General features: G+C 43.6%; 19 protein-coding genes and 3 pseudogenes. 8 read left to right on the top strand and 14 right to left on the bottom strand.

Annotation, left to right across the window (positions count from 1 at the left end):
- Window positions 1–122 precede the first annotated feature (122 nt).
- Complete coding sequence (locus MMY95_RS09475) at window positions 123–2,783, bottom strand: AAA family ATPase (protein WP_128485069.1); 2,661 nt, start codon at window positions 2,781–2,783, stop codon at window positions 123–125.
- Between the two features lie 175 nt (window positions 2,784–2,958).
- On the opposite strand from MMY95_RS09475, the pseudogene MMY95_RS09470 reads away from it, so the two are divergent.
- Window positions 2,959–3,821: pseudogene (locus tag MMY95_RS09470) on the top strand (transposase); the annotation flags it as partial.
- 107 nt (window positions 3,822–3,928) lie between these two features.
- On the opposite strand, the gene MMY95_RS09465 reads toward MMY95_RS09470, so the two are convergent.
- The 8 genes and pseudogenes from MMY95_RS09465 to helD all read right to left on the bottom strand — a co-directional run bounded on the left by MMY95_RS09465 (window position 3,929) and on the right by helD (window position 16,768).
- Window positions 3,929–4,105 (bottom strand): hypothetical protein, encoded by a 177-nt coding sequence (locus MMY95_RS09465; RefSeq protein ID WP_154566824.1) that lies wholly within the window; start codon window positions 4,103–4,105, stop codon window positions 3,929–3,931.
- A gap of 280 nt (window positions 4,106–4,385) precedes the next feature.
- Entirely contained in the window at window positions 4,386–5,594 is a 1,209-nt protein-coding gene (locus MMY95_RS09460; protein WP_053267351.1) for a GIY-YIG nuclease family protein, read from the bottom strand.
- Entirely contained in the window at window positions 5,581–7,542 is a 1,962-nt protein-coding gene (locus MMY95_RS09455) for a DEAD/DEAH box helicase (protein WP_053267352.1), read from the bottom strand. The genes MMY95_RS09460 and MMY95_RS09455 overlap by 14 nt, the downstream gene beginning before the upstream one ends.
- Window positions 7,532–10,238: pseudogene (locus MMY95_RS09450) on the bottom strand (DNA methyltransferase). Before MMY95_RS09450 ends, MMY95_RS09455 begins: the two are co-directional and overlap by 11 nt.
- A 251-nt stretch (window positions 10,239–10,489) precedes the next feature.
- The gene (gene guaA / locus MMY95_RS09445) at window positions 10,490–12,046 is read right to left on the bottom strand and encodes a glutamine-hydrolyzing GMP synthase (RefSeq protein ID WP_003645774.1); all 1,557 of its coding nucleotides are present in this window, start codon (window positions 12,044–12,046) and stop codon (window positions 10,490–10,492) included.
- Between the two features lie 93 nt (window positions 12,047–12,139).
- On the bottom strand, window positions 12,140–13,069 hold the full coding sequence (gene coaA, locus MMY95_RS09440; protein WP_003641152.1) for a type I pantothenate kinase: 930 nt from the start codon (window positions 13,067–13,069) through the stop codon (window positions 12,140–12,142).
- 168 nt (window positions 13,070–13,237) lie between these two features.
- On the bottom strand, window positions 13,238–14,167 hold the full coding sequence (locus MMY95_RS09435; RefSeq protein ID WP_021357168.1) for a nitronate monooxygenase: 930 nt from the start codon (window positions 14,165–14,167) through the stop codon (window positions 13,238–13,240).
- A gap of 294 nt (window positions 14,168–14,461) precedes the next feature.
- The gene (helD, locus tag MMY95_RS09430; protein ID WP_003641150.1) at window positions 14,462–16,768 is read right to left on the bottom strand and encodes an RNA polymerase recycling motor HelD; all 2,307 of its coding nucleotides are present in this window, start codon (window positions 16,766–16,768) and stop codon (window positions 14,462–14,464) included.
- Window positions 16,769–16,972: 204 nt separating this feature from the next.
- Between helD and MMY95_RS09425 the strand changes: the two genes are divergently transcribed.
- The 5 genes from MMY95_RS09425 (at window position 16,973) to MMY95_RS09405 (ending at window position 22,030) form a co-directional block, all read left to right on the top strand.
- On the top strand, window positions 16,973–17,647 hold the full coding sequence (locus MMY95_RS09425; protein ID WP_015379927.1) for a VTT domain-containing protein: 675 nt from the start codon (window positions 16,973–16,975) through the stop codon (window positions 17,645–17,647).
- 132 nt (window positions 17,648–17,779) lie between these two features.
- Complete coding sequence (locus tag MMY95_RS09420) at window positions 17,780–18,733, top strand: GrpB family protein (RefSeq protein ID WP_003645777.1); 954 nt, start codon at window positions 17,780–17,782, stop codon at window positions 18,731–18,733.
- A gap of 21 nt (window positions 18,734–18,754) precedes the next feature.
- Window positions 18,755–20,611, top strand: coding sequence for a cation:proton antiporter family protein (locus tag MMY95_RS09415; RefSeq protein WP_054518995.1), 1,857 nt, complete (start codon window positions 18,755–18,757; stop codon window positions 20,609–20,611).
- A gap of 70 nt (window positions 20,612–20,681) precedes the next feature.
- Complete coding sequence (locus tag MMY95_RS09410) at window positions 20,682–21,338, top strand: histidine phosphatase family protein (protein WP_003641146.1); 657 nt, start codon at window positions 20,682–20,684, stop codon at window positions 21,336–21,338.
- A gap of 14 nt (window positions 21,339–21,352) precedes the next feature.
- Entirely contained in the window at window positions 21,353–22,030 is a 678-nt protein-coding gene (locus tag MMY95_RS09405; protein ID WP_003644030.1) for a histidine phosphatase family protein, read from the top strand.
- Between the two features lie 316 nt (window positions 22,031–22,346).
- On the opposite strand, the gene MMY95_RS09400 is transcribed toward MMY95_RS09405, so the two are convergent.
- The 3 genes from MMY95_RS09400 to MMY95_RS09390 all read right to left on the bottom strand — a co-directional run bounded on the left by MMY95_RS09400 (window position 22,347) and on the right by MMY95_RS09390 (window position 23,746).
- Window positions 22,347–22,547 carry a hypothetical protein gene (locus MMY95_RS09400; RefSeq protein ID WP_003641144.1) on the bottom strand — a complete coding sequence of 67 codons (201 nt, stop codon included), beginning with the start codon at window positions 22,545–22,547 and terminating at the stop codon, window positions 22,347–22,349.
- Window positions 22,548–22,852: 305 nt separating this feature from the next.
- Window positions 22,853–23,167 carry a multidrug efflux SMR transporter gene (locus MMY95_RS09395; protein WP_053267353.1) on the bottom strand — a complete coding sequence of 105 codons (315 nt, stop codon included), beginning with the start codon at window positions 23,165–23,167 and terminating at the stop codon, window positions 22,853–22,855.
- 141 nt (window positions 23,168–23,308) lie between these two features.
- Complete coding sequence (locus MMY95_RS09390) at window positions 23,309–23,746, bottom strand: NUDIX domain-containing protein (protein ID WP_003644029.1); 438 nt, start codon at window positions 23,744–23,746, stop codon at window positions 23,309–23,311.
- Between the two features lie 88 nt (window positions 23,747–23,834).
- Here MMY95_RS09390 and hflX point away from each other — a divergent pair, with 88 nt between their 5' ends.
- Window positions 23,835–25,130 carry a GTPase HflX gene (gene hflX / locus MMY95_RS09385; RefSeq protein ID WP_054518994.1) on the top strand — a complete coding sequence of 432 codons (1,296 nt, stop codon included), beginning with the start codon at window positions 23,835–23,837 and terminating at the stop codon, window positions 25,128–25,130.
- Between the two features lie 111 nt (window positions 25,131–25,241).
- On the opposite strand, the gene MMY95_RS09380 is transcribed toward hflX, so the two are convergent.
- On the bottom strand, window positions 25,242–25,802 hold the full coding sequence (locus tag MMY95_RS09380) for a TetR/AcrR family transcriptional regulator (protein ID WP_241277619.1): 561 nt from the start codon (window positions 25,800–25,802) through the stop codon (window positions 25,242–25,244).
- 81 nt (window positions 25,803–25,883) lie between these two features.
- Here MMY95_RS09380 and MMY95_RS09375 point away from each other — a divergent pair, with 81 nt between their 5' ends.
- Window positions 25,884–26,648, top strand: a complete 765-nt coding sequence (locus MMY95_RS09375; protein ID WP_306236835.1) for a sulfite exporter TauE/SafE family protein — start codon at window positions 25,884–25,886, stop codon at window positions 26,646–26,648.
- Between the two features lie 119 nt (window positions 26,649–26,767).
- Here MMY95_RS09375 and MMY95_RS15960 read toward each other — a convergent pair.
- Window positions 26,768–26,908 (bottom strand): annotated as a pseudogene (locus tag MMY95_RS15960) (MFS transporter); the annotation flags it as partial.
- Window positions 26,909–26,926: the final 18 nt, after the last annotated feature.

The following is a 26,926-nucleotide window of genomic DNA, read 5'->3' as shown; positions in this document are numbered from 1 at the left end:
ATTTGAGCGTATACAAAAATCCCTTAGACACACAAATTTTTTTGTTTAATCTATGTACCTAAAGGGTAGTATATCCCTTTTTAAACAGCAACCTCTAAAACTGCTCTACATTTTTAAATAACTCAATCCACACTTTTTTGTCGTTTTGTAAAATCATCATACCAATCCAACATTTCTGAGAGATCATCATTGATTACTTCATCACTTGGTAAGTTTACAGGTGCTTCACTGGGTTGTGAATGATCTTGAAAAGAATAAGTAGTCATCCATTTCTTAAAAAGTGTAATATCATCATCGGAAATTACAGCGATATACCTCAATCTTTTTGTTTGAACTTCCCGATTAAATCGTCTAACCACCCCGTTTAATAATGTTGTTTCAACACTATTTTCTACCAGAGTTCTAATCTTCTTAACTAGTCCTTCCACAATGGCATCGTGTTCTTCTGGCTTATTTTCACTCATTCTTTTTTTGGCAGTCTTCAGTTCTTGCAGATACTTGCGCACAGCCTTGTCCATCCGTTGCGCTTGATAAGGCAAACTCTCGGTGGAACAATAACCAACCGGTTCTTGTCTCATTCCTGTTATTTCAAAACCGGTCATGTCTTTTGCTTTCATTTGGAGTTCATATGCTAAAGACAAACGATGCGTAAAAATAATTACCTGTCTTTTCCGAGATAACTCTGTTAAAACGTACGCCACTTTTAATTCAAACTCCTGATCCAATGAGGTAACTGGATCATCAAATATTGCGGGGTAGTTCCAATCTGATATCTCAAGTTCTGCCAAAAAAGCAGCCAGTGCAACGATTGCCTGTTGACCGTCGCTTAAGATCTGATTAATTTTTGCGCTCTGTGAAGTATCATTTAAAACAACACGAAATTTAGTCCTCCCCTTACTCCCCCTCGTTTTAATTGCAACACTCAAGTTTTCCGCCCCTAATTCATGAAGATAATCATTAAATGTTTGAATATAGCGCTTCGTCAATAGAATATCCGATAAACTGTGTTGCAAATCTGAAAACACCTTGGTATTTGTAGCAGTACGAATGGTACTATTAATACTCAGTTCACTTATAATCGATTGAATATATTCCGGATGTTCCACAACCCATTTTTTGGCCTCAAGATTTCTAAGTTTTATCTGCACTGCATTCATATTTTCTCTAGTTTCTTTGAGAGATTTTATATTTAGAAAAATTGTATTTCCAGCTTGTCTAATCGCTTGCTCTACTGAAGTAAGCTCAGTCACATCAAATTTCTTCCAACACTCAAGGTTTTCAATAGAATGTTGAATATTACTATATGGTTCAAAAACATCTAGATTCACTGTGGGGCCTGTATAATTTAAGAACGGTTTTACTTGTTCAAAAAGAGTAACAAGATCATCAAATCGCAACTGCTTAAGTTCTTTTGAATCAAAAAGTAATTTCTGTGTCGATTCATCGACCTTGCTTTCCAGCTCACACGAAACAAACTCTTCAAAAGATATTAACCGGGACTGTGCCTCGTCAGAAAGCGGTTGTTGACACAGCAAACATCGGTTAAAACGAGAAGACACAGGGAAAGTCCCACCTTCATATGCTTTCTCAGCATATTTACGCGCAGCCTCCCACATTAATCGCCAACTTTGACCGCCTACATCTTTCAACTTTTGATTTGAAAAATCCTTATTTGCCAATTGTTCAACAGAACGTTTACTAGCTACTAAATTATCAATATCCATTTTAATCTGGTCTAAGTTTTGAGTTGAGAATGTATCTAAAATTTGATCAATTTTAGATACAAAAGTTTTAACCGTCTTTAATTGATTTTGTTTATTTTGAATCTCTTGAACAACATTTTTTGTATTAACAGCCTGATTATATGCTTGTAACTGCTCAGTATCAGATTCAAGCCATTGCATACTATCTGCGATCTTTTTTAAATCATCTATAGAGTTCTCTGAATTAGCCTCCTTGATAGAAGATACTACAGATGTGTCATCTAAATCTACGGGAATACTCGGTCGATTTGTAACAATATCATCCTTTTCGACTGATAGAACTTCACGAATTTGATCAGCAATTTGTGAAATTTGCGAAAAGATTTTTAAAAGTGATGGTTGAAATTCAAATTCAGAATCAGTGTCAGCGTATTCGGAGACTGAGAATTCATCAAAAATATTAACTCTTGGAATGTTATATTTCAATTTTTCATCGTTCCATTGTGAGCTATACTCTTTATTATTAATTAAATATGTTACCTTTGCAGATTTTTTTTGACTTCCCTGTGGTAGAAATACATTTGTTAATACAGGACGAGAATTTTCAGAATTCAAAAATGATTTTAATAAATTTACATACGTAGATTTTCCAGAACCATTTTGCCCGTATATGACCATTTCTCTAGCAATTTCGTTGTTTTTTTGCGTGAACATTAATTTTGAATCATCAGAGATGGCTCCAATATTTGAAATCTCACTAATTGACTTTAAACACATCGTCCCCCCTTTAATCGTTGGTGACACCAATGTTGGAAGTTCAGGCCATTCCGCGGGAAAACCTTCATTTTTTCTCACCATGTCTACACAATTTTTAGCAACTTCATTGAAATTGCCATTTGCGTGCAAGGATAAAAAAGCATACCGAGCCCATTCAAAACTATTGTTATACCAATAATTAACTATTTCTTGTACTGTTGACTTTACCAATTTTTCCACCTTGAATTTTTGTCGCAAAAGACAGTTTTTTAGATTTTTATTACGAGTATATAATATATTATGTTCTTCTTTATTATAATTCACAAATCAATATTATCCCAAAGCACTGTGCGATATAAAAGATACAATTCAGATTAATAAGTGATAACTAACCATTGAACCCTCTACTATTTCTAACAGGAAAAGAAAATAACAATAGGCGCCCAAAAACATCTCTAGACATACCGTCTTGTGCTACTACCAAAACCGATTGAAAATGATGCCTCAAGACCATTTGACCCGAGTATTACTACAAATTAAAGGCCAAAACATTGCCCATCTAATTGAGTATGCTCCCGATAACGATGTCCTAAGAATTAGTAGTCAGCTCTCATATGCCGCATCGGCTTGCCCACGTTGTGACTAAAAAACAATGCTTAAGAATGGCTTTAAAAAAGTTAATGTTCGCCTACCATGAGTCAGTGAACTGACCACCATTCTAACAACGTTTTCTCTGTAAAGCATGCGGGAAAGCCGTATTAGCAACAACTCCACTGATCAAACGACAGCATCAGATTTCTGAAAACAGTCTGCACGCTATCGATCTCTTGCTAACTGAAGTTCCAATGATGAGCAGTATTGCGGCCCAGTACAATGTTTCAACCAACACCATTATTCGGTGGTTCTTTCCCCATACCAAACTCGTAGCCGATAATTTTCATCTCGTTCAAATGACCTTGTGCTCACTCAATCAGATCCGAGTCCAATTGATGAGGCAATTCAAGGACCGTACCCGTGAATAAAGCCACTCAAGCATTATTGGCGCTTATATTTAATGGACGATCTTACCTTAAAAAGATTAATCCACAATGGTTTAGCCACCTTAAAGACTGTTTGACCCAAGAAGGCTTGAATTTGAATGAGCAATTTGCGCAGACCTACCTCACGGCTCACGAACTAGTCAAAGCCTTTCAAGCCCTTGACTACCGTGCTTTTATCGCCGATCTTAGCCGAGTCGAGAATGTCAGCTCTCAACTTATGATCAACATCAAAACCTCTATTCATAACAAACAGTTGATTAAAAACATGACCGCTGGACAGCTCTCAAACGAGCCAATTGAAGGTGTTAACCGGAAGCTCAAAAAAAGGAATCCAATTCGTAAATGAATTGAATCCCTGAAATAGTTCTCATCAACACCGGTTGACAGAGACCCAAAATATAGTCGGTGGCAGACCACGTGATCACTGCGTCATCCTCCACTGCCAGCAAGGGGGCTTTCAAGAAACGACTGGCTTTCGCTTGATTCAACCTTACCTTGGCTCTGCGATTTCTCTAATACTTGCACCAATGAGGCGCGATCTAATTCTTGTAATCCGCCAGCATACTCCTGAATTTCTTCAAGCAGAACCAACCACATCACTTTCACCAATATTAAGCTGCACATTACCCCTGCCGCCAATTTGTGCGTGGCTAATATCTCCCGTGATATGAACATTGTTGTACACGCTTTGAACGGTTACACCCGATTTAGGGAACTCAGACCCCACTGGAAATTCAATCGGACTTCATGCAGTATTCCAATTGACGTCCTTCACGATTTTATCTATTTCTTTAAATCACGACCCAATCTTCTAATCTGGCCGTTAAGACTTTTTTTCAACTTCACACTCTTGCTTTCATCTCTTGATTAGACAATCAACAACGTCTCAATCTTGCATTCTCAGTTTTGAGATTATATTTGCGGCAATTTCCTCAATAGTGGTTAAGTCAACAACAAACCATTCACGCGGATGGATTAAGCGTCCGTTAGCAGCCGTGATATCAATATCTAACTGATACTCAGCCATTGCATGATGCAGCGCTGTCTCAAGTGCCTCCGCATTCAAGTTGACGACTTTCATTTCTTCAACCAACTCAACCGGTGCATATAAATAGGTTGATTCGTTCTCAGCATTCGCAATACGCTTCTGTATTGATCCAACCGTAAACCCAACTTTGTACAGTGGATGCTCGTCTTGGATTCGCACAACCTGTTCATTGGTGCTCAAGGATTTGAGCACGTAAATAAAGCCGGTAATTTGGTCATCAATTTCAAGCGCAAAGTTTTCATCTGGTTCGGATACAACCCGACCTTGACGACCGTACAACGAAGCGGCTAGGCCATTACGTAGCGGATGATTGTCGGTGCCATTATCGTAAACCACATGCAGCCTTGCGTCTGTCTTCCGATTACTGTTGTCGTTAAGCTCAATTTCCGCCCCAACTTCGTCAACGTAGAGCAACTGACCTTTCAACACATAGAAGTGGTGGCGAAGAATTTCGTAGTTCTTGAATGGCCTCAGCTGACGCTTACCCGATGCGATTTCAGCTTGAACTTTCTTAAACATTGGTTCAAATTCGCCAAAATTCGCCATCGCCTTTCGTTGCGATACTACCTCTGGTCTGTTTTCTTGTTCACGCTGAATATCCTTGTAAATTTTAGTATCAAACAACTTGCTATCTAATTCTTTCGGTTGCGTACCCGCAAATAAGACCGAATCATCATCTAAAATATCATCCAGTGAGGAAAAATCAGTCTTTTCCTGCTTGATCACGTCTTCCAACTTTTCTGTCTCCGATCCATCACGTAATAAACCAAACGTATCGTACGGAGCAAGATGGTCACGACGTTCAGTACTATCGCGAATACCTTTCAATCGACTAGCAAGCTTACGCTGCTTCATCTGGGACGGATCACGAAGCTTCTGGGGTTCCTGACCATCATGGTCACTCACCCAGTCATTGATTTCTTGAAATCCTGTCACCTCAAGATCATACGTCACTGACTTGTGCTTAACCGGAGCTTGCAACATATCATCAACGTCAGGATCGTTAAAAATATCGTCCAGTGATCTGATTAAGTTATTGTCCGCCATTCTGTGCCCTCCTTGCCTTTAGGTCTTGTAGCTGGGCTAAGGCATAGGCCATCTTAACTTCCAGTTCGTCTTTTGAGTTTTTGTCTGGTTTGCGCCCATTTTCGGCAACAAATTGCTTAGATTCGTTATACAAGTACACCAACTCAGCCTGATCAAAATTAAATTTTTTCGCATCGATCGAGCGCTGAATAACACGCAACACGTCGCTATCAATGTTACGAGACAGCACATCGTAGGCTCTCTGAAATGGATTGATTGAGTCAATCAGATTAATGTCCAAGTCATTCACGTTGATGAACTTATCCGCCATACGCAAGAATTCGTTCGTATTCCCCCTACTATCCGTCGTGGTGTCAACCACAGCATGTCGAAGCACAGTATCGGCCACGGCATATTGACGTACTTCTTCGACTTCATCATTATTCAAGTTTGGATACCGCTGCATAATCACCTTGGGAATGAGAACCTTATTCATGGTCTCAGGATCAACGTTTGCCGCAATACCATTCTTGACCGTATCATCTTGCAAAATTGCGGCCTTCAAATCAGGCATGTCATTCTCAATGATGCTCTTAACGTGCTTAGTTGACGGATCTTTCAGGCCACGGACAAATATGTCCCCGCCATTACTCGACGACTTGTCTTTCTTATGCTTACGCGCTTTAAGATGAATCTCCGGAGCCAAGACTTGTTCCATCAACAACGAGGCAGTAATTGCTTTCAGGATTGAATTGACCGCATATTGAACCTCACCATCTTTAGCATCGGGTTGTTCAATCATATTGGTAAATTGTGCATGCGTCTTATTTGAACTATCACGCGTAACCCGGCCAATAATCTGCACGATCTCCGTCAGAGACCGACGATAACCAATGGTCAACGCTTGCTCTGCCCACGGCCAATCAAAGCCTTCTTTAGCCATTCCAAGAGCAATCAAAATATCTAGGTCATCCACGCTATTGACCTGCTCACGCAGATAATCCTGAATCCGGTCGCGCCCTTCTTCAGTCACCAAGTCAGCAACTTTGAGCATTCGGTCGTCAGCCTTACTCTTGATTGAGTAAATTCCTGTAACATTATCCTGATCAACAACTTCACCAATTGCATCAAAAATTGCGTCTACTTCGTTAAGCTTATCTTTGGTTGATTCACTAGAGTTCACACTGGGAATATGAATAATCGTCTTCTTAGTCACATCAAGTGCTTGATCCAGTGCGGACAAATACGCCCCTTGATAAAACTTGTAGTCAATACCGAACGACTTTAGATACTTGTAGCCATCCAGTTGCTCGTAGTAGGTATAATTGACCTTATCGAACTGCTGCTCATCTTCCGGCGATAAAATTGGCGCGGAATCTCCACGGAAATAAGACCCCGTCATCGCCAGTATATGTGCGGTAGAATTATGCGTGATATTTTTCAAAGCCGTTCCAAGCACTGAGCTGTCATCAGACGAGACATGATGGAATTCATCAATTGCCAACATCACGTCATCAAATTTATGATCATCATCAATCTTGTCGTAAGCAAAGCGCAACGTCGCGTGTGTACAAATCAAAATCTTTCCGGTCGGCGAATTGATAAAGTCCACAAACTTCTGCACCTTGCTATCGTTGCCACCGGGTAACGTCAGATCATACTGAGAGTCAATCCGCCAGTCCTCGTAAAAGCCGTACTTCGCCAGTTCAGTATTCTGAAATGACTTCCCAATTGAACGTTCGGGAACGGCCACAACAACCTTATTGACACCCTGATTAGCCAACTTATCCAACGCGACAAACATCAATGCGCGGGACTTGCCAGATGCGGGCGGTGCTTTAACGAGCAGATACTGCGAATTGCGATGCTCATAGACGCGCGCCTGCATTTCCCGCATGCCCAAATCATTTGTATTGGTACTCTGACCCGTTCGATGGTATTTCACATCAACAACATTCTTATTCTCCAAGTGACTGCACCTTCTCTTCGTACATTTTAAGTAACCACGACAAGCGTTGTGAATCATCTTTGAAACCGTCCGGCTTATATGCACGATCAATCACTTCATCAAGCTCCCGATGAGCTGCAAGTAAGTGTGCATTCATGGGCTTGGGATTCTTTTCTGCGAGAGGTGATCCATAAAGCTCGGCTATATTCCCCGGTTCCTCTTCTCGAATATCTAAAATATCAAAAACAATTGTTTCAATCTCGTTCTTTCGCCGTTTCGAAAGGGGGAAACTGGAAATGTATTGTACGATAGACCGGCCGAATAGCGGTAATCGTTCTTAAGTCGGCCACTCACTGCTCGCATCCAATCCATATGCATTCTGGATTCAAGCAATCCTAATAACCATAAAGGTGCGTTGTAAACAAACATTGCATTGTCAGAGATAATGGTTTGCTCATCAACAATTCCCATAGGTATATACAGTCTGTTTTGAGAAGTGACCCTTGGAACCAATAGAGAACTCTTTATATCATGATTATTAACAAAATAAGAAGAAATATGTTGGAACTTGTATGGAGTTTTGCCAAGGCATTCACGGTCTTATTCTTGCTCTTAAGACGAGTCTTGATTACAGTATTGATTCTCTCTTTAATAATGGGAATGTTGCCAATTAATTCAAATTGTGTCTTATCAACCCAGAGTACAAATCTTGGTTGACCACTCATATATTCTTTTGAACCAATAAACGGCTTGATATAGTGAGAGAGTTCCGGAAACTCAGATACTGCCTCTTCACGTTCATCACGTGTGAAAATAAGCCCACCACCATCCGTAGGTTGACTACCCTTCACCATCTCTGGAAGCCCATTAATAGAACTAGCCTGTTTCGTAACAAATAAATCAGATCCCTCAATCAGATATGGACTGATGTTTCGGACTACCTGAGCAAAACCACTTGAATCTATAATATGCTTGTCGGCACGGCTCAAAGAAGCACTTTTTTTTGAAATCAAACCGATAATTGCGACTATCACTCCTGCATTTTTCTTAGCGTTATTTTTCCAAGGAAATGATTGATATGCAAAACTAATCGTTACCCTAGACAATAAGTATCCCCATAAAGGTGCTACTTGTTCACCCTGACTAATTGAGTTAGTGGTAACAAATGCAAAAGCGCTACGACTATCTACGATATAATTTGCAGCAAGAAAGAACCAACCTGAAATGTAATCCAAACTAGAGTACGACGGAATTGTATCCTTTAACAATTCAGTAAGGTCGTTCTTCTGACTGTTATTTTGCATTGACGATCCGAGGTAAGGAGGATTCCCGAACAAATATGATTCATCACCCTCGCTGTGAGGCATGATATCATTCCAGTCTAAATGCAACGCATTACCATTTATGATTGCCCCTGCATGTTGAAGAGGCAACGTTGGACGAACGGCATCACTAACCTCGTCATGAAGTTTGACATTCATTTGATGTTCAGCAATCCATAAGGAGAGACGCGTTACATCGCACGCAAAGTCTTCAATTTCAATCCCGTAAAACTGATTTAAAGTCACAGACGGTACGTACATTGTGGCAACGCCAAGGTTGTTTAACTCTTTCAAAATATCAATTTCAAGCTGTCGCAATTCTTTGTACGTGATAATCAAGAAATTACCTGACCCACAAGCCGGATCCATAAATTTGATATTACCAATGCGGTTATACAGCTTCTGAAGCTTATCCTCATTACCTTTGGCTGCTTCAAAATCATCGCGAAGTCCATCCAGAAAAAGCGGTTTAATCACCTTCATGATGTTCGGAACTGACGTATAGTGCATACCGAGGTGACTGCGGCTGTCTTCACTGGCAACAGCCTGAATCATGGATCCGAGGATGTCCGGATTCACTTGATTCCAATTCAGCAATTCACCAGCATCAATGATTAATTTTCGAGACTTAGAACTAAACTCCAAGGATTCGTGAGGATTTTTAAATAGGTCACCATCAACATATGGAAAATCATTAAGCCACGATGGTGTGTCGGCCGGACGTTGCGATTTTTCAAAATCAAGCACACCAAATAACTGACTAACAAACGCATCAAAGTCACTCCCATCTTCTTGGGTCATCTGCTTAACTCGATTAGTAAATAAATTGTCCACAAAAATGTTAGTATCTTCCGCAAACAAGCAGAACAGCACACGAATTAAGAACAGGTTTAGTCCTTTACGCGACGCATCCGGATTATCCTTAACTACAACGTCGTAGAGCTTAGCAAAACGTTTGGCAGCACGAACATCAGCAGGATTTTCTTTGTCAAAATCAGCCTTCTCAATTCCGTTCCACGCCAAGAAGAACTCAAACTTTTGAGGTAATTTTGAAAACTCGATATCCAAGGTGTCGTCGGTCTTTGTATCTTTAGCCAGTAGCTGCTTGTAATCAGTGACGATGACGAATCGCGGTTTTGTTCCCAACTCATTTACGCGGGCCTGAACATCCACATACGCCTGCATTAAATTTGAATCAGTCTGCTTGAAGTAAAGCTTATTCTTTAAATAAACTTCACCCGGTTCCTTTGATAGGTTATTCAAGCCCTTTCTCAACTTAGTAATCGTTGCCTTGGGGATTTTTTCATACACACTTAAAAAATCATAGACGAACTCTTCGTGATTTGGTTCGTTAATGATTGATTGGATTTGATCTTCATATTCGGTAATTGCCATGTCGGTTCCTCCACCCTGTACTTGATACACTTTCCCTTATTACATTATCCGCAACATTCTGTGAATGCACAAGGAACGAATTCTAAAAAAAAATCGTGGAGATCCTCAATCACTTCCAAGTGACTGAAGACTTCCACGATTCTTAGTGAGACTGTTGATAGGAAATCTTTCAGATTCGCCACCAATTCATCCATTTTATAAGCTCACAAATACTGTTAAATCAATATTACGATTTCATTTTATATAATTTTCTATTCCCATTCAATTGTCGAAGGTGGCTTACTCGTAACATCGTACACGATGCGGTTAACGTGATCGACTTCATTGACGATCCGCACTGAGATCTTTTGTAAGACATCCCATGGAATACGTGCAAAGTCGGCGGTCATACCGTCGATTGATGTTACGGCCCGAATACCAACGGTGTAATCGTAGGTCCGGCCGTCACCCATGACACCGACTGACTTGATGCCTGGTAATACGGTGAAGTATTGCCAGATTTCACGGTCCAAGCCGGCTTTTTTGATTTCATCACGTAAGATAAAGTCACTATCGCGCACGATTTCTAACTTATCTTCCGTAATCTCACCAATAACCCGAATTCCGAGACCAGGGCCTGGGAATGGTTGACGCCAAACAAGGTCAGACGGCATCCCTAACTTTTCACCGAGTTCCCGTGCTTCGTCCTTAAATAACGTCCGTAGCGGTTCAATCAACTTGAACTGCATGTCTTCTGGCAAACCACCAACATTATGATGTGACTTGATTGTTTGGGCCGTTGAAGTCCCACTTTCAATCACATCGGTGTAGAGAGTCCCCTGTGCGAGGAATTCCATCCCGTTTAACTTCGTGGCTTCTTCATCAAACACTTGGATAAATTCGTTACCAATGATCTTACGTTTCCGTTCAGGATCACTGACACCAGCCAGCTTGCTTAAGAATCGATCCTTAGCATCAACTTTAATGATGTTCAAGCCGAACTTACCTTCCAGGCTCGCCATGACTTGATCGGCTTCGCCCTTCCGCAACAAACCGTGGTCAACGAAAATACTTGTTAATTGCGTTCCAATGGCCTTGTGCAATAACACACCGACGACACTGGAATCAACCCCACCGGAAAGTCCCAGTAAGACCTTTTTGTCGCCAACTTCAGCGCGGATCTTTTCAATCTGCATATCAATGAAGTCATCCATTGACCAGTTAGCTTCAGCTTGGCAAACGTCAAAAGCAAAGTGCCGTAAAATATCATTACCGTAGTCCGTATTCCGAACTTCAGCATGGAATTGAATCCCATATAACTTCCGGTCAACATCTTGAATTGCCGCAATCGGGCAGTTCTTAGAAGTGGCCACCACGTCAAAACCATCAGGTGCCTGAGTAACCAAGTCACCATGACTCATCCACACTGACTGCTCAGCTGGCGTGTTCTTAAATAGGGTCGCCGAGTCACTCGTCACGTCAATGTTCGCCTTGCCGTATTCACGGTTATCAGCTGATTCGACCTTCCCGCCCGCAAGCGTGTAGGTCATCAGTTGCATGCCGTAACAAATCCCCAAGATTGGTAAGCCCAACTTGAAAATCTCCGGGTCAACCCGAAAGGCGCCATCATCGTAAACACTGTTGGGGCCACCAGAAAAGATAATACCTTTCGGGTGACGGGCCTTGATTTCTTCAGCGGTGATCGTGTTCGGAAGTAGTTCCGAATAAACGCCGAAATCACGAATGCGCCGGGTAATCAATTGATTATACTGACTACCGAAATCCAATACCAAAATGGAATCGAAAGACGCGGTATCCGTTTTTGCCAAGTTGTTCACTCCTTTGGATTAATTAATGCTCAATAGGTCTATCATACTGATTTCTAAACGTTCGGTCAACCAGTATGAGAAATTTCTTAGGTGCTAATATTTGCGGAAATACACGGCATCAATCACATGATGCGCAACTTTGTGCAAAATTAAATCCGCACGATTACGGGTTGGCAAGATATAATCATTCAAGTTTTTCAAGTTAACCTCTTCCCAAACACGCTCGGCCATCGCCATCGCGTCCTTCGGATCACCGATCGCCCAAGGATAGAAATAATTCGTCGGATCCTGGAAAGCCGTTTTCATCAGGGCCTTGAAGCGTTCTAAGTACCAATCTTCAATTAAATCGGCATCCGCATCCACATACACTGAGAAGTCCGTAAAATCACTAATGTAGATCGCCTGATTGCTTGGCAATTGCAACACGTTAATCCCTTCAATAATCAAAATGTCAGGATGCGTGATCACGTCAAAGCGGTTTGGCACAATATCATAAGTCTGATGAGAGTATACCGGGGCCTTCGCTAACGGCTTTCCGCTCTTCACATCGTTCAAGAATTGGATCAGCCGCGTCATATCATAGCTTTCCGGAAACCCTTTACGTTCCATCAATTGCATCTTTTTGAGCTCGGCATTCGGGTATAAGAAACCATCCGTCGTAATCAATTGCGTCCGCCGGTCTGGATATAAATATTTAAATAGAATCTCTAATAACCGTGCTGTGGTGGTCTTGCCAACTGCCACACTTCCAGACACTCCAATAATAAAGGGTGATTGGCGGTTCTGGCGGTGTAAAAAAACGGACTCCGTTTCCCGCCATGACAAGTAGTGTTCATACTTGGCCTGCAACAAATGCGCAAACGGCATATAAATATCACGGACATCGTCGAGACTAATCCGGTCATTAAACGCCTCAATTTCGTGCAAATTGGCTGCGGTCAATGGTACTTGATGCTGATTGTTACGATAAAATTGCTTCCACTGTTCACGTGAGAAGCGATAATAGTTCATCTGATCTTCCATGATTTCTGTCTGCCACCATTACTAAATTAATGGGTTGATTATAACATGAAACCCTTATCAAACGCTGATTAAAATTCAAATTAACCGGATTCCTAATTGATAGCCAATAACCATTAATAGCTCGATACTAGTTAACGCTGACCTAGTACCGAGCTATGCTACTGTATCTTATTCGATTTTCAGTTGTGCCGCGACCTCACGAGCCTGACCAAATAACGTCGTAATAATTTCCTTGACTGGCCGAATTGTCGTCATCATCCCCGCCACTTCGCCAGCCATGGGCGTACCATGTTCCATATCGCCATCTTCAACGGCTTTCGCAAATGAACCGTCCGCTAACGCGTGTAATTCTGCTACCGGCGCGTTAGTTTGCTCCAATTGCAAGTATTGCGCCAACATCGGGTTAACTAGCGCCCGTACCGGATCGCGCTGGCTGCGGCCAGTCACGATTGTATCCGTGTCACTGGCAGCCAATACCCGTTGCTTATAACTAGCTGGAACCGGGCACTCCTCAGCTGTCAAAAAGATCGTGCCACACTGCACACCCTGGGCGCCCAGCGCAAACATCGCCGCAATCGAGCGACCATCACCGACACCACCAGCACCAATCACCGGAATATCAACAGCGTCCACGACTTGAGGTAATAATGCCATCGTTGACGTTTGACCGATATGTCCGCCTGATTCTTGACCTTCAGCAACCAACGCATCTGCACCGGCCGCCACCATCTTATGGGCATGGTGGACCGAAGCAATCACTGGGATCACTTTAATACCGGCCGCGTGTAACGGCGGAATATATGAAGTCGGGTTACCCGCACCAGTCGTCACGACCTTGACCCCCTCATCAATGATGACTTGGGCCAGTTCTGGACAGTTCTTCATCTGTAACATTAAATTGACACCAAACGGCTTATCCGTCAGCTTGCGGGTCTCTTGGATCTCTGCTCGCAACTGTTCGGCAGATAACCCCGCTGAACCTAAAACACCGAGTCCCCCAGCTTCCGAAACCGCCCCGACTAATTCATGGGTCGCAATTCGCATCATGGCACCAGAAAAAATGGGATATTGAATACCTAACATTTCAGTGATTGACATCGTCGTTTCCTCCTCAGGTCACTAACAACCGTTCTAACTAGTTGTTAGTATTTTCACGATATTGTGTGCCTAGTCAGCATTAAGGCCATTGTCTCTCACCGACTACTGCACTTGATGAGTTAATTTTAACGCTTATTCCATCGTTATGATAGCGTTTTCTTAGTTATTCCGACACAAGTCCCCAACTGTTCCACTACTGATCATCCTGACGCACCTTAAGATTTCCTTCACAAGTAAAACTAAAAAAAGTACCACTCCAGGTGAATGGAGCGGTACTCACTGTCTTAAACTGACTTAAACTTTTGCTTCATTTAATGTATACAAGGCGTGGTTCACCCGCGCTAGTAACGGTGACAAGCTACCCACCGCGACTAGCGTTAGCTCGTGCATGGCCCGTGAACAGATTGTATATAATAGTTGCCGTTCATCTTCACGTTGGTAATTTTCCTGATTAGCGTTCCACACGATGACCGCGTCAAACTCCAACCCTTTTGCTAAGAAAGACGGGACTACAATGACACCAGGAGCCAAGCGTTGATTTTCAGTTTGAATCAACGTGACCTGCTCACCACGAGCTTTCAGGGCCTTCGTGAGCGCCTCGCATTCTGCTAAGGATTTCCCGATAATTGCCGTCGTATCACGTTCAGAATCGTTCATCGCTAGCTGATCAACGACTTGATCAACCCCTGCTTCAAAGTTAGGCGTCACAACGACATTTGGCAAGTCGCCCTGACGATCAAAAGCCGTGACGGCTTCACCATTGACTAAAATTTCCTTGGTGAAATCAGTAATCTGTTGCGTTGACCGGTACGATTTAGTCAATTGCACGACCCGCGTCTTTTCAGGGTCAAATAATGTGGCCAATTCATTGATCAGCGAATGGCTGTTTTCCTTGGTAAAAATCGCCTGGTTCAAGTCACCGAGCATTGTGAAGCGGGCTTGAGGGAAGCTAAACTTCAGGAACGCTAGCTGAAAGGCGTTGTAATCTTGAATCTCATCCAAGAAGACAAACCGGATGTCACGCTGCCCGTGCTTTCCGGTCATTAAGTCATGCAGGTACATGTAAGCTGAGACCGTTGTTAACGAGATATGACGTTCCTTAATCTCGGCTAGTTTCCGTTCAACCGTAGCATCCCAGTCAGCAGCTGAGATACCGTGATCAGCCAACTTGATGATCTTCGGTACTTCGCGTAAGAAATGCGCGTACTGCATGTTGATGCTCAAGAAACGGTTACGCACGATTTGCGTCCGGGCTTTTCCTAAGCGTTGCATCACAATTTTACGTGCTAAGAATTTAAACTCTTTATCGCCATTCTTAAATTCCCGCGGCTGATTGCCATATAATTGATTGATCTCTTCGCGTGATAAGTCTTGAACCGCTTCTTCGACCCACTTGGAACGCATCTCCGATTCAACCTTGCGATTCAAAATCTTGATTAATTCTTCCTTAGTTGCTGATAACCGGTTCGCTAAGTGGTAGTTTTCGTTGAAAGAGTAGTAAATCGATTTAATCTTTTCCCGGGAAATAATCACTTCATCGTTCAACGTAATGTTACGGAAACGCATGTCCGCTTGTTCCAAATGTCGGCCATACGTTGTAACCGCGTTGAAAAATGCGAGGCTACCTTCCAACTTCGTAATCTTTGCCATCTGCGGTGTATTTTCAGTTTCAAACCGCTGCTGTAAAGTTTCAACTTGCATGTGTGGTAACCGGTACGATGCGTATTGGAAATAAGTCATCTGAACCATGTTTTGTTCACCCAGTTCGGGCAATACTTGGTTAATATAATCATTAAAGAGTTGATTTGGTGAGAACAAGATGACTTGTCCGGCCGTCAAATTACCCCGGTAACGATACAACAAGTATGCGACCCGTTGTAAAACGGACGAGGTCTTCCCGGAACCGGCCGCCCCCTGCACAAACAGGAGGTCAGAACTCGTATCCCGAATAATGGTATTTTGTTCCTTTTGAATCGTCGTCACGATACTCTTCATCTTCACATCGGACTTTTCATCCAACACTTCTAGTAACATCGAGTCACCAACGGCTTCATCAGTATCGTAGACTGTCACGATCTGGCCATTCTCAACCATCAACTGCCGCTTCAACTTCACATTAACGGTCTGTTCACCATCCGGAGTCTGGTACGTCACGTGCCCTAACCCACCGTCATAATAAATACTGGAAATAGGCGCTCGCCAGTCGTAGATCAAAAAGTGATCCGGCGTGTCAGAAAATGAACTGAGTCCGATATAAATCGTCTCAGGCTTAGGCTCACCAGTCTCATGAAAATCGATCCGCGCAAAATAAGCATTCTTTTCCAACTTTTTTAACGTCGATAATTGCTTAGTCGCGTGCTTCCAACTATTCTGCCGCTCATCCATCATCTGTTGTTGCTGCCGCACGGATAATCCGGTCTCCATCATGCCTTCGTAACTATCCGTTTTTATATTGATGTTATTCAGCAAGTCACGTTTAATATCGGCCTGATCTTTTTCCGAGCGCGTAATGGTTTGGCTTTGTTGCTCTTCAGCCACCTTAATTTTCGCAACCACATGATCTAAGTGTTCCTGTTCTGCAGCTTTAATTGACTTAGCCATTGAACGCCCTCCATTCCTAAATATCGAACAATAATTTTATCACTATCGGCGGCCCGACTCAATTAATAACCCATGGCAGCCGCCAGTTTTTGATTTTTTATGTAAATTTGTTTGAACATTGGTCTATCAAAGTTACGATTGTGTTAAACTGGAAGAAATGTAATCGGTTACATCTGTTTTTCAACCCGCAGACGCTTATAATAAATGCAACTTAAATTGGAGGTGGCGCCGTTGGTCAATTTAATAGCCATTTTAACCCATTTAGAACAAAGTATCGTCCCACTATTAACTACGCTTGGTAGTTGGTCTTACATCTTATTATTCGCCGTTATCTTTCTTGAAACGGGCATGGTCGTTTTCCCATTTCTTCCCGGCGAATCATTGATCTTTCTCACCAGCACGATGGCTGCAACTCACAGCGACGCCCTCAGTATTCAGATTCTGGTGCCAGTATTCTTTGTGGCTGCTGTAATTGGCGACACTGTCAATTTCGAAATTGGCCGCCATCTGATTCGCTTACCGTGGTTGCAATGCCACCTCCCCCAATCCAAGCAACAACGCGCACAACAATTTTTTGCTAAGTATGGCGCGAAAGCTGTCATGTTTGGCCGCTTTGTTCCACTCGTGCGGACCTTTGTCCCGCTGAGTGCCGGGGCCGCTAAAATGCCGCAACCGACCTTCGCTATCTGGAACTTAGTTGGCGTTGGTATCTGGGTCAGTGTCGGCTGTTCACTCGGTTACTTCTTTGGCTCGATCAGCTTCGTACAAAACCACCTCTCGCTCTGTTTTCTAGGAATTATGGCCGCCGCGCTCATTCCAGCCACAGTGGTTGCGCTGATTAAGACCTGGCGACAACGGACAACACTCAATCTCAAATAAGCGCCACACACAACACGGTTGATCTGCAATCGTGTTTTTTTATTGCTTCTCGCTTTGAAAGGCATATCTTTCCTTTTCAAAACCACTCAAAAAGTGTATCCTTTCAATGACTTATTCGAGTGGAGGGATTCTATGCAACCAATTCAATTAACTGCCTATCAATCTGACTGGCAAAAGCAAGCAACCGAGTATCAAACCTTGTTACGCCAGCAATTACAGGCGAATCTATTAAAAAGTAGTCACGTGGGTAGTACGGCCATGCCCCAATTATTAGCGCGTCCAACAATTGACTTGGCGTTGCTTGTTAAAGATCAGGCGGCTGCCGTAGCTACGTTACACGCACGACCGGTCGCTGGAACGACGCATACTTACGCGACGCAATTAGCTGCTAACGACATCCACGTGATCATTACAACTGATGAACAGCATTATCAGCAATTGCTCACTTTCCGGGATTATCTCAATGCGCACCGGACAGACGGCCGCAAGTATACTGCCATTCGCGAAAAAGGTGTGCGCAATGGACAAGCCGATCTCGCAGCCTACCTACAAATGAAAGCAGCATTCATGGCAAGCATCAATGACAAGGCCCAAGACTGGTTAGCCACTAAGGATCAGCATGAACACCACGACCGGACCGTCCGTGCAGAACTCGTCAACATGTGCCTTATCACCAATCCAGCGACCGGCGATGTCCTGGTTGAAAATAAGATTGACGCACAGTGGTCGGGGTTAACTTTTCCTGGCGGCCATGTTGATCGCGGTGAATCACAAGTAACCGCGATGAAGCGTGAAGTATTAGAAGAAACCGGCTTGCACGTCGATCAATTAAAATTAGTTGGCACCGTAACGTGGGTCGAAAATGCGGACGGCGACGTGTCGCTTGGTACCTTATACACCACTAGTCACTATCACGGTGATTTGCTAGCCGGCTCATACGAGGGGGCCATTAGTTGGCAACCATTGAGCCAACTGACGCCTGACAAATTAGCCCCTGGTGTCGACCAAATCCTGAAAGTTTTCACCGATGCACATGCTAGCGAAGCTTTCTGGGGCTTTGATGATGATCAGCTCCGTGTGTACTAAAACGAATCGAGGTATTTATTCATGGATCAAGTTTCCTTAGTCATTATTTTATTAGCCGCATTATTAATTCCGCTTATCATGGCTAAATTCAAAATCAACAGTTTGCCAACGGCCGTCATGGAAATCATTGTCGGTATCGTAATTGGCCCCAGCGTGTTTAACTTTGTGAACACCTCTGACCTTATCTCACAACTCTCAACGATTGGCGTCATCGTCCTGCTGTTCTTAAGTGGACTTGAAATTGACTTTAGCCTATTTAAGAAGCGGCTCACGGCGTTAACACCTTTAGAACAAAAAAACGCGGTCAACACACCGAAATATTCGCCAGTTCGACTTTCGGTGTACGCCTACAGCACAATTATTGTTCTATCGCTGTTACTCGCCGCTGCTTTTAAAGTCAGCGGCCTCTTCAGTGATTTCTGGCTTGCCGCGATTTTATTTGGCACGATTTCACTTGGTATTGTAATTGCAGCTTTAAAAGAACAGGAATTGCTTAGTAAGGCTTTCGGACAAACGATTCTGCTCATCTCGGTCTTTGGTGAACTTGTACCGATGATGGGACTGACGCTCTATGCATCCGTCTACGGCAGTAACTCACAAAGTCTCTGGTTACTATTACTCATTTTAGCCGTTGCCGCACTATTACTCTTACGGTTCAAACCATTCTTCCGCTTCTATCAAAATATTAACAAATCGACGACACAACTAGATATTCGGTTAGCCTTCTTCTTGATTGTAACGATGGTCACGGTGGCCGAATCCGTCGGTGCTGAAAACATCCTGGGCGCTTTTGTGGCCGGAATCGTCTTGAAACTCTTGAACCCTAGTGAAACGACCCGCGAACGCTTGGATGCTATTGGTTACGGCTTCTTCATCCCGATTTTCTTCATTACGACTGGCGTCGATTTGAACTTACGGACCTTATTAACAAGTGGCAAAACCTTACTATTAATTCCACTATTTTTCTTAGCATACATGGTTGCCAAGATTGGCGGCTACTGGGTCCTAAAGTTACGGTTCAAGCAAGCCAATGCTTTAGCCGGTACCGCGCTGACTGCAACGACAATGACAATGGTATTAGCCGTTCTTCGAGTTGCCAAGTCAATGAAGACAATTACTAGTGACCAGTCCGGCGCTTTCTTACTCGCAGCGCTACTCACTTGTGTCATCTCACCCCTGATTTTTAACAAGTTTTATTCAGCTGAAAAAGAAGACCTGGTCAAAACAGCGGTCCACTTTATCGGCGCTAACTTAAGCACCGTACCCGTTGCACAACAGCTACGAAAAGGCTGGTACGACGTGTCAATGTACACGAATCATCCTGAGAATTATCAAACCTACCACGCGCAAGTGCCAGTGACCTTAATGGAAAACTTCACAGCCCAGGACTTACAGGATCACGGCGTCTTTGACACGGATATTTTGGTACTCGGCCATATTGATGCCGAACGTAACTACGAGCTTGCTAAAGCCGCCAAAGCATACGGTGTACGGCGGATCATCGTTCGGTTTGAAGACCGCAATGTGCTCAACGAACATGAAGATGAACTCCGAGAGCTAGGCGTCGAAGTCTACAATACACCAGAGGCCAACATTACTTTACTGCGCGCCTTAATTGAATCACCGTCAACCTTGCTATTGCTCAATGATACTGAAAACAGCATCTACGAAGTCCGGGTCCTCAACCATCTCTATACTGATGTTCAAATTAAGAACTTACAGTTTGCTCAGGATATTACCATTAGTCAAGTCATACGTAATCGGAAACTGATCGCGCCCAATGGAAATACGACGATTATGTACGGTGACCGCTTAATCTTTACCGGGAATAAGCAAACGGCCGCTCAGATTCGACAAGCCTTAGCAACTGCTAATTAATCGCAGTGCATTTTATGGTAAACTAAACACATTATGGCTTAGTTTTGAACACCAAGTAGAGGAGTAAATAATGGCAACTTTTTCCGTTTACATGATTCGTCATGGTCAAACTTACTTTAACAAGTACCGCCGAATGCAGGGCTGGTGTGATTCCCCCCTCACAGCTGTCGGCGAACAGGACGCTCGCAATGCAGGTAAAATGCTCAACGGTATTGATTTCGATGCCGTTTACGCCAGTGACATGACGCGGGCAATGCGCACCGCAGAATTAATTCTTCCTGCCAGTGGCAATACCGATTTGACGGTTCAACCAATGGCTGCCTTCCGTGAAGCCTTTTATGGCTATTTTGAAGGTGATGATACGTCGCAGACCTGGTTCATGGTTGGTGCGCCCCATCAAGCACCTAGTTTGTCCGCAATTATTGAACAATACGGCATCGAAAAAGCCAAAGATTTCTGTAAAGAAGCTGACCCGTTCCATCGCGCCGAAAATAACGCCGAATTCTGGCAACGGGTCAATGGCGGTCTCGATACGTTACGTGCTCACCATCACGACGGGGACAAAGTTTTGGTCGTCAGCCACGGCAATACGATTTACAGTATTGCTGCTCGTTTTGCCGCACTGACCTCACCAGCACGGCCCCAAAATGGGAGCGTCACGAAATTCACAATTAGCGACAACGATGTGACGTTAGACTACTTTGGCCGCAAAGACCATCTCGACTAAATAAGGAGAAACACATGGCTCAATTTTCAATTTACTTTGTTCGACACGGACAGACTTTTTTCAACTTATATAATCGCATGCAAGGCTGGTCTGACTCGCCGTTAACTGAATACGGACAAGCCACCGCAACCAAGGTCGGTCAAGCACTAGCGAACACGGCTTTTGACTACTACTACAGCAGTGATTCTAAGCGGGCAATCGACACCGCTCAGCTCATTCGACAAGCGGCGGGTGCCACCGCCCAGCCCTTTAAAACACTGATGAACTTTCGTGAAGTTTTCTATGGTTATTTCGAAGGTGACGATTCAAGTCGGACCTGGTCACTAGTTGGCCGCCAATACGGGGTCACCAGCATGCACGAACTTCTTGAACACGTGCCTATCGATCAGACTCGCGACCTGATGCGTGAAATCGACCCTTGGCATGAAGCTGAAGACAACTCGATGTACTGGGAACGGATCAACCAGGGCTTTGACTACTTGAAAGCTCACCACGATCACCATCAAAAAGTCCTCGTGGTTACCCACGGCACGACAATCCGCAGTATGGTCGCACATTTTGCTCCTGAAATCGACATCACGAACGGCCCCAAAAACGGGAGCGTCACTCGCATCGACATCAATGGCGATCAAATTCGCGTCGTCGATTATGCGCAAGACTTAGCTGACGTGAAAGTCAATCAACACTTATAATTTTGCTCATCAAACAAAACGCTCGCAACCACTGACTGGTCGCGAGTGTTTTTATATTGGCTCTGAAATAACTGTTGTTGGTAATTAACTAAATACGTGATTACTGGCGACAGATATCTTTATTTGTATTTTAATCATGGGCTATTGAACAATTCGAATTGAAAAAGGTGCTCGCCATTGTTTGACTAAGCACCCGTAGCACTATTCGCAACATCAATTGACAGAGAACCAACTCGGCTATCTTATCAATGATGTCCTTAAACTTTGCTGGTTAAAGACGTGTTTGAAGAATTCAGGTATGCTACCCCAATTCAAACTATTTTTTCAAAAAAGCAAGCACGTTCTTCTTAGACGGTTTCATGCTTCCTGCTAAGAACGCAATTACGACTGCCACAACAGCAAACAAAAGTTCCCAGACTGACCAATTAAAAACTACCGTTAAAGCTAACATAATAGCAGCTGCAATTATCAAGACGCCATCTCTGGGGCCTAAATTCAGATACGGATACATCATCATCAGACGTCACTTCTTTCACTATTTGTTGTACTCAACCAAGACTATACACAGAATTACTGACGAAATTAAGAAACCCCTCCGAGAGGTAGTGCGTTGACCGGGTGTAACAAGAAAATTTTGTAAAGTCTTGGCAACAGTGCGTCTATCTCAGGTCGGAAGAAGTCTAAGAATAACCCAAATATTCATTTAACTTCTAAAGTTATTATAACACCGCTTTCATGCTTGTGGTCATTCTTTTATAAAAATATTGAAAAGCTGTTGGGGCTTCACTGATGAATCACAAACCCACTAACACCCCCCCAATCCTAACTCGTGACTTTGATACCAATAATGCCAATGACCAGCATTGCAATGAAGATCCACGTGATGGGTGCAATTGTATCTTTGAAGAAAACCAGGCCAACAATTATCGCACCGACCGCACCGATACCGGTCCAAATTGGATATGCAATACTCAACGGTAAGTGTTTGATTGCTAATGCTAAGAAGCCAAAACTCAAGACCATGCCAACTACTATGGCCGCAGCATAGCCAAAGTGACTGAACCCATTACTTAATTTCATCATCGTAGCCCATACCACTTCAAATAATCCAGCAATAATTAAATAAATCCACGTCATTATCAATTCCTCCTCAAAATAAAAAGGACAACGTCCACCCAACTTCCACAATGACCTAAGGAAGTTGGGTTAACGTTGTCCGGTGACAATTCATCTTAATATTTCAGTCCGCTATAGCAAACCTCATAGGCATGGTCAAGCTTACTCACCGCAAAGCATCCACTTTGTCAGTGGGGTCAACGGTGTCGGCAAAGCATCTAAAGCAAAGAAAGCCGCAGTACTCGTCTCATCGGTGGCTTGAATCAATTCACCACCCGTTGTATTGGCGCGATATAACGTGGTGACACTGTCAATAATGTCCCCGTTAGGATACTGATAGTGCATCTTGGGCCCACTATAGACATCGATCAGCGTTAACTCACCCACCGTCAGCCCAGTCTCTTCTTTCAATTCCCGTCGCGCCGTTTGCTGGACCGTCTCTCCCGGTTCAGTCGATCCAGCTGGCAAGCCCCAACAGTGGTTATCGGTTCGATAAATCAAGACAATTTTGCCAATCGAATTTTGGGCCATTAAAGCCGCACCGGCCACTACTAGCGGTTGGTGACCAACTCGCCGCCGCAAATCAAGCACGTAACCCATTTTTGATTCCTCCCTAATACCCGAAGTCGTAATATTTTGATTAGACATGTTATACTTAATGCAATCATAACACGTTAGGAGTGAGTGTATGTCTGAAACCAACGCTCAAAAAGTACAAGAAGTCATCATTGCCGGCATGTCTAAAACGGTCGCCAATTACGACTACGCCATGTCCGAGCTAGAAGCGCTCGTTGCAGCCAATAATATGCACGCGGCCCTGCGAATTGACCAAGGATTGGAAAAACCCAACCCGGCCACCTTCTTCGGCAAAGGTAAAGTTGTCGAAATCAAAGAAGTCGCAGCCGCCAACGATTTGCACATTATGGTCATCAACGCGGATCTGACCCCTAGTCAGGTGCGTAACTTAGAGGAACAAACGGACATTCAGATCATCGACCGTACTGGTCTGATCTTAGAAATTTTTGGTAACCGTGCGCGGAGCAAGGAAGCCAAATTGCAAGTTAAGATTGCCCAATTACAATACCAACTTCCCCGATTACGAACGAGTATCTCCAATCGCCTTGACCAACAGGCTGGGGCCGCTGCTGGTGGTGGCGGGGGCTTTACCAACCGTGGTGCTGGTGAAACGCAACTGGAATTAAATCGCCGGACAATTCAAGACCGGATCAGTCACGCGAAGCACGAACTTAAGGAACTCAATAAAGACGAAGTAGTGCGACGTTCACAACGCGATAAAGCTGGGCTCCCCAACGTCGCTTTAGTCGGTTATACCAACGCTGGTAAATCAACGACTATGAATGGTTTAGTGAAACTGTTCGGTAAGGGTGAAGATAAGCAAGTCTTCGAAAAAGACATGCTTTTCGCAACGTTAGATACAAGTATTCGTCAGTTAACCTTCCCTGACAATAAGCAGTTACTGCTCAGTGATACAGTCGGGTTTGTCAGCGACTTGCCGCATAACTTGATCAACGCCTTCCGTTCAACGCTAGCCGAAGCTGCCAATGCTGACTTACTCATTCAAGTCATCGACTACGCCGATCCCCATTACAAGGAAATGATGGCGACCACTGAAAAGACGCTCAAAGAAATCGGTGTGCACGATGTTCCTATGATTTATGCCTTCAATAAAGTTGATTTAACCGAAGCCGACTACCCGAACCAGCAAGATGATCAACTCATCTATACGGCGCGTGATGAGGCCTCACTACAAGCTTTGACCAGTATGATCAAAGCCAAAGTCTTTAAGAATTACGTGACAACAACGTTATTAATCCCGTTCAATGATGGTGAAGTAGTGGCTTACTTGAATGACCACGCCAACATTCTCAAAACGGATTACTTAGCTGATGGCACCCAATTAACAGTCGAACTCAACACTGTCGATGCCCAACGTTATGAAAAATACGTGGTGACACCTGCTTAAACGACTCATTCAAAAAGATGGCTCTAGGATTAACCGCCTAGAACCATCTTTTTTGATTTAACAATCAACCCACTCTGTTAATCGCCAAACCACTAGTGCCAATAGTGAACATCATTCAGTCACCATTAACGCGTGCAATTGCGCCAATAGTTCGGACTGCGACCGTCCTCGCCATTGACGTTGAAAAGCATAACTAGTCCCCTTCAGCATGGCAATTAACATATCAGCTTGAAACTCACATGCCGGTTTCGAAAGCGTTGGCTTCAAATCACGAACCAGTTGCGTTAATAGGTCACATAATTGTTGATAAAGTTCGCTCTGATAAAATTGACGGCGACCAGGTTCACCGGCCTCGACATTCATTAATAACGCCATGTTGTGCTCACGAATCGCTAAATATTCCCCAATAACATGATCAAAACGTGCCGCTTCACCTACCGAGGTCGTGGTCAAGTAGACTTGATTGGTTTTAATAAAAGTTGCGACTCGGTCCGTTACCAATGCCAAACATAGTGTACTTTTATGGGCATAGTGACGATACAACGTTCCGGGACCGATACCAGCGGCCGTCGCAATATCTTTCATACTAACGGTTTCGATTGAACGCGCGGCAAAGAGTTGTCGCGCAGCAGTCAAAATTTTCTGTTGGTTAATTTGTGCATCCTTTCGCATTCGACACACCCTCCTATTTACTTAAGTTCACCATACACTTTTACGCATCACTTGACAAACGGAGTGTACTCCGTTTAAGGTATAATTATACAATTTAAGGGGGAATTCACTACGTTTGTCTTTTTATCCGGATTACTAATCGGCATCTTCGTTAGTCTGATTGGTGGCGGAGGTGCTGCCCTATACCTAGGTGTCTTAACCAGTCAAGTAGGCCTTGCAACCGCGGTAGCCGTACCAACCTCCCTAATCGTCGCCTTACCAGCCTTATTCTTTGGTTTTCTAACACAGTTGAAAATCAAAAATGTCAATTTCAAGATTGGCAATCAAATGATCATTGCGGCCGTTCCCGGTATCATCGTCGGGACATTCAGCGCACAATTTATTCCCCAACAACTGTATAACTGGATTGTCGGGACAATTTTTTTGATTATGGGTGCGATGGTACTAATCAAGTATGTTCACCATTCTAAACAAACTACAGCCGGTCACCAACCTTGGCAAGCTGCCTTCTTTGGCCTTTTAAGTGGATTGATGGTCGGCATTGGCGGCTTAAGCGGTGGTGCGACCACGGCTGCCGGGTTAGCAATTCTTGGGCTAACGGCCGTTGAAGCCGCTGGTACTGCCACCTATGTGTTAACTGTTATGTCCACAATCAGTTTAATCGGCCATCTCTTTACTAGTACTTTTGCTTGGCAATCAGGATTGGTCCTCATGATTGGCGCAATTATCGGCGCAATCATTACACCACTCGTGATTCGCCATTTAAATTTAGATAAGGTCAACCGCGTATTAACGCCATTTCTTGGTCTTATTATTATTTATTTTGGCATCAAAATGTTTATATAAAGGCAGATAAAAAGTCACTTCAGGCAGTCGTAAACTTGAAGTGACTTTTTGATATCCCCTACTGAAAAAATTCATAATCATGTGTATACCAAGAACAACCTTCTCCAGCATGTTGGTGGCTAAGCTAACTGCCGACGACTGACTAGGTAAACAACGATGATCAATGGCAGCGTCACCATCATCACGGGATAAAACCACGCCATTGGTAATTGACTGCTAATCAGCCCGCCAATGATGGGGCCAAGTGACATTCCGAGATCTGTCTCTTATACACATCT

It is taken from the genome of Lactiplantibacillus sp. ME-2, from assembly GCF_022549155.1.
GTDB lineage: Bacteria > Bacillota > Bacilli > Lactobacillales > Lactobacillaceae > Lactiplantibacillus > Lactiplantibacillus plantarum.
This window is presented reverse-complemented; position numbering and strand designations above follow the sequence as displayed.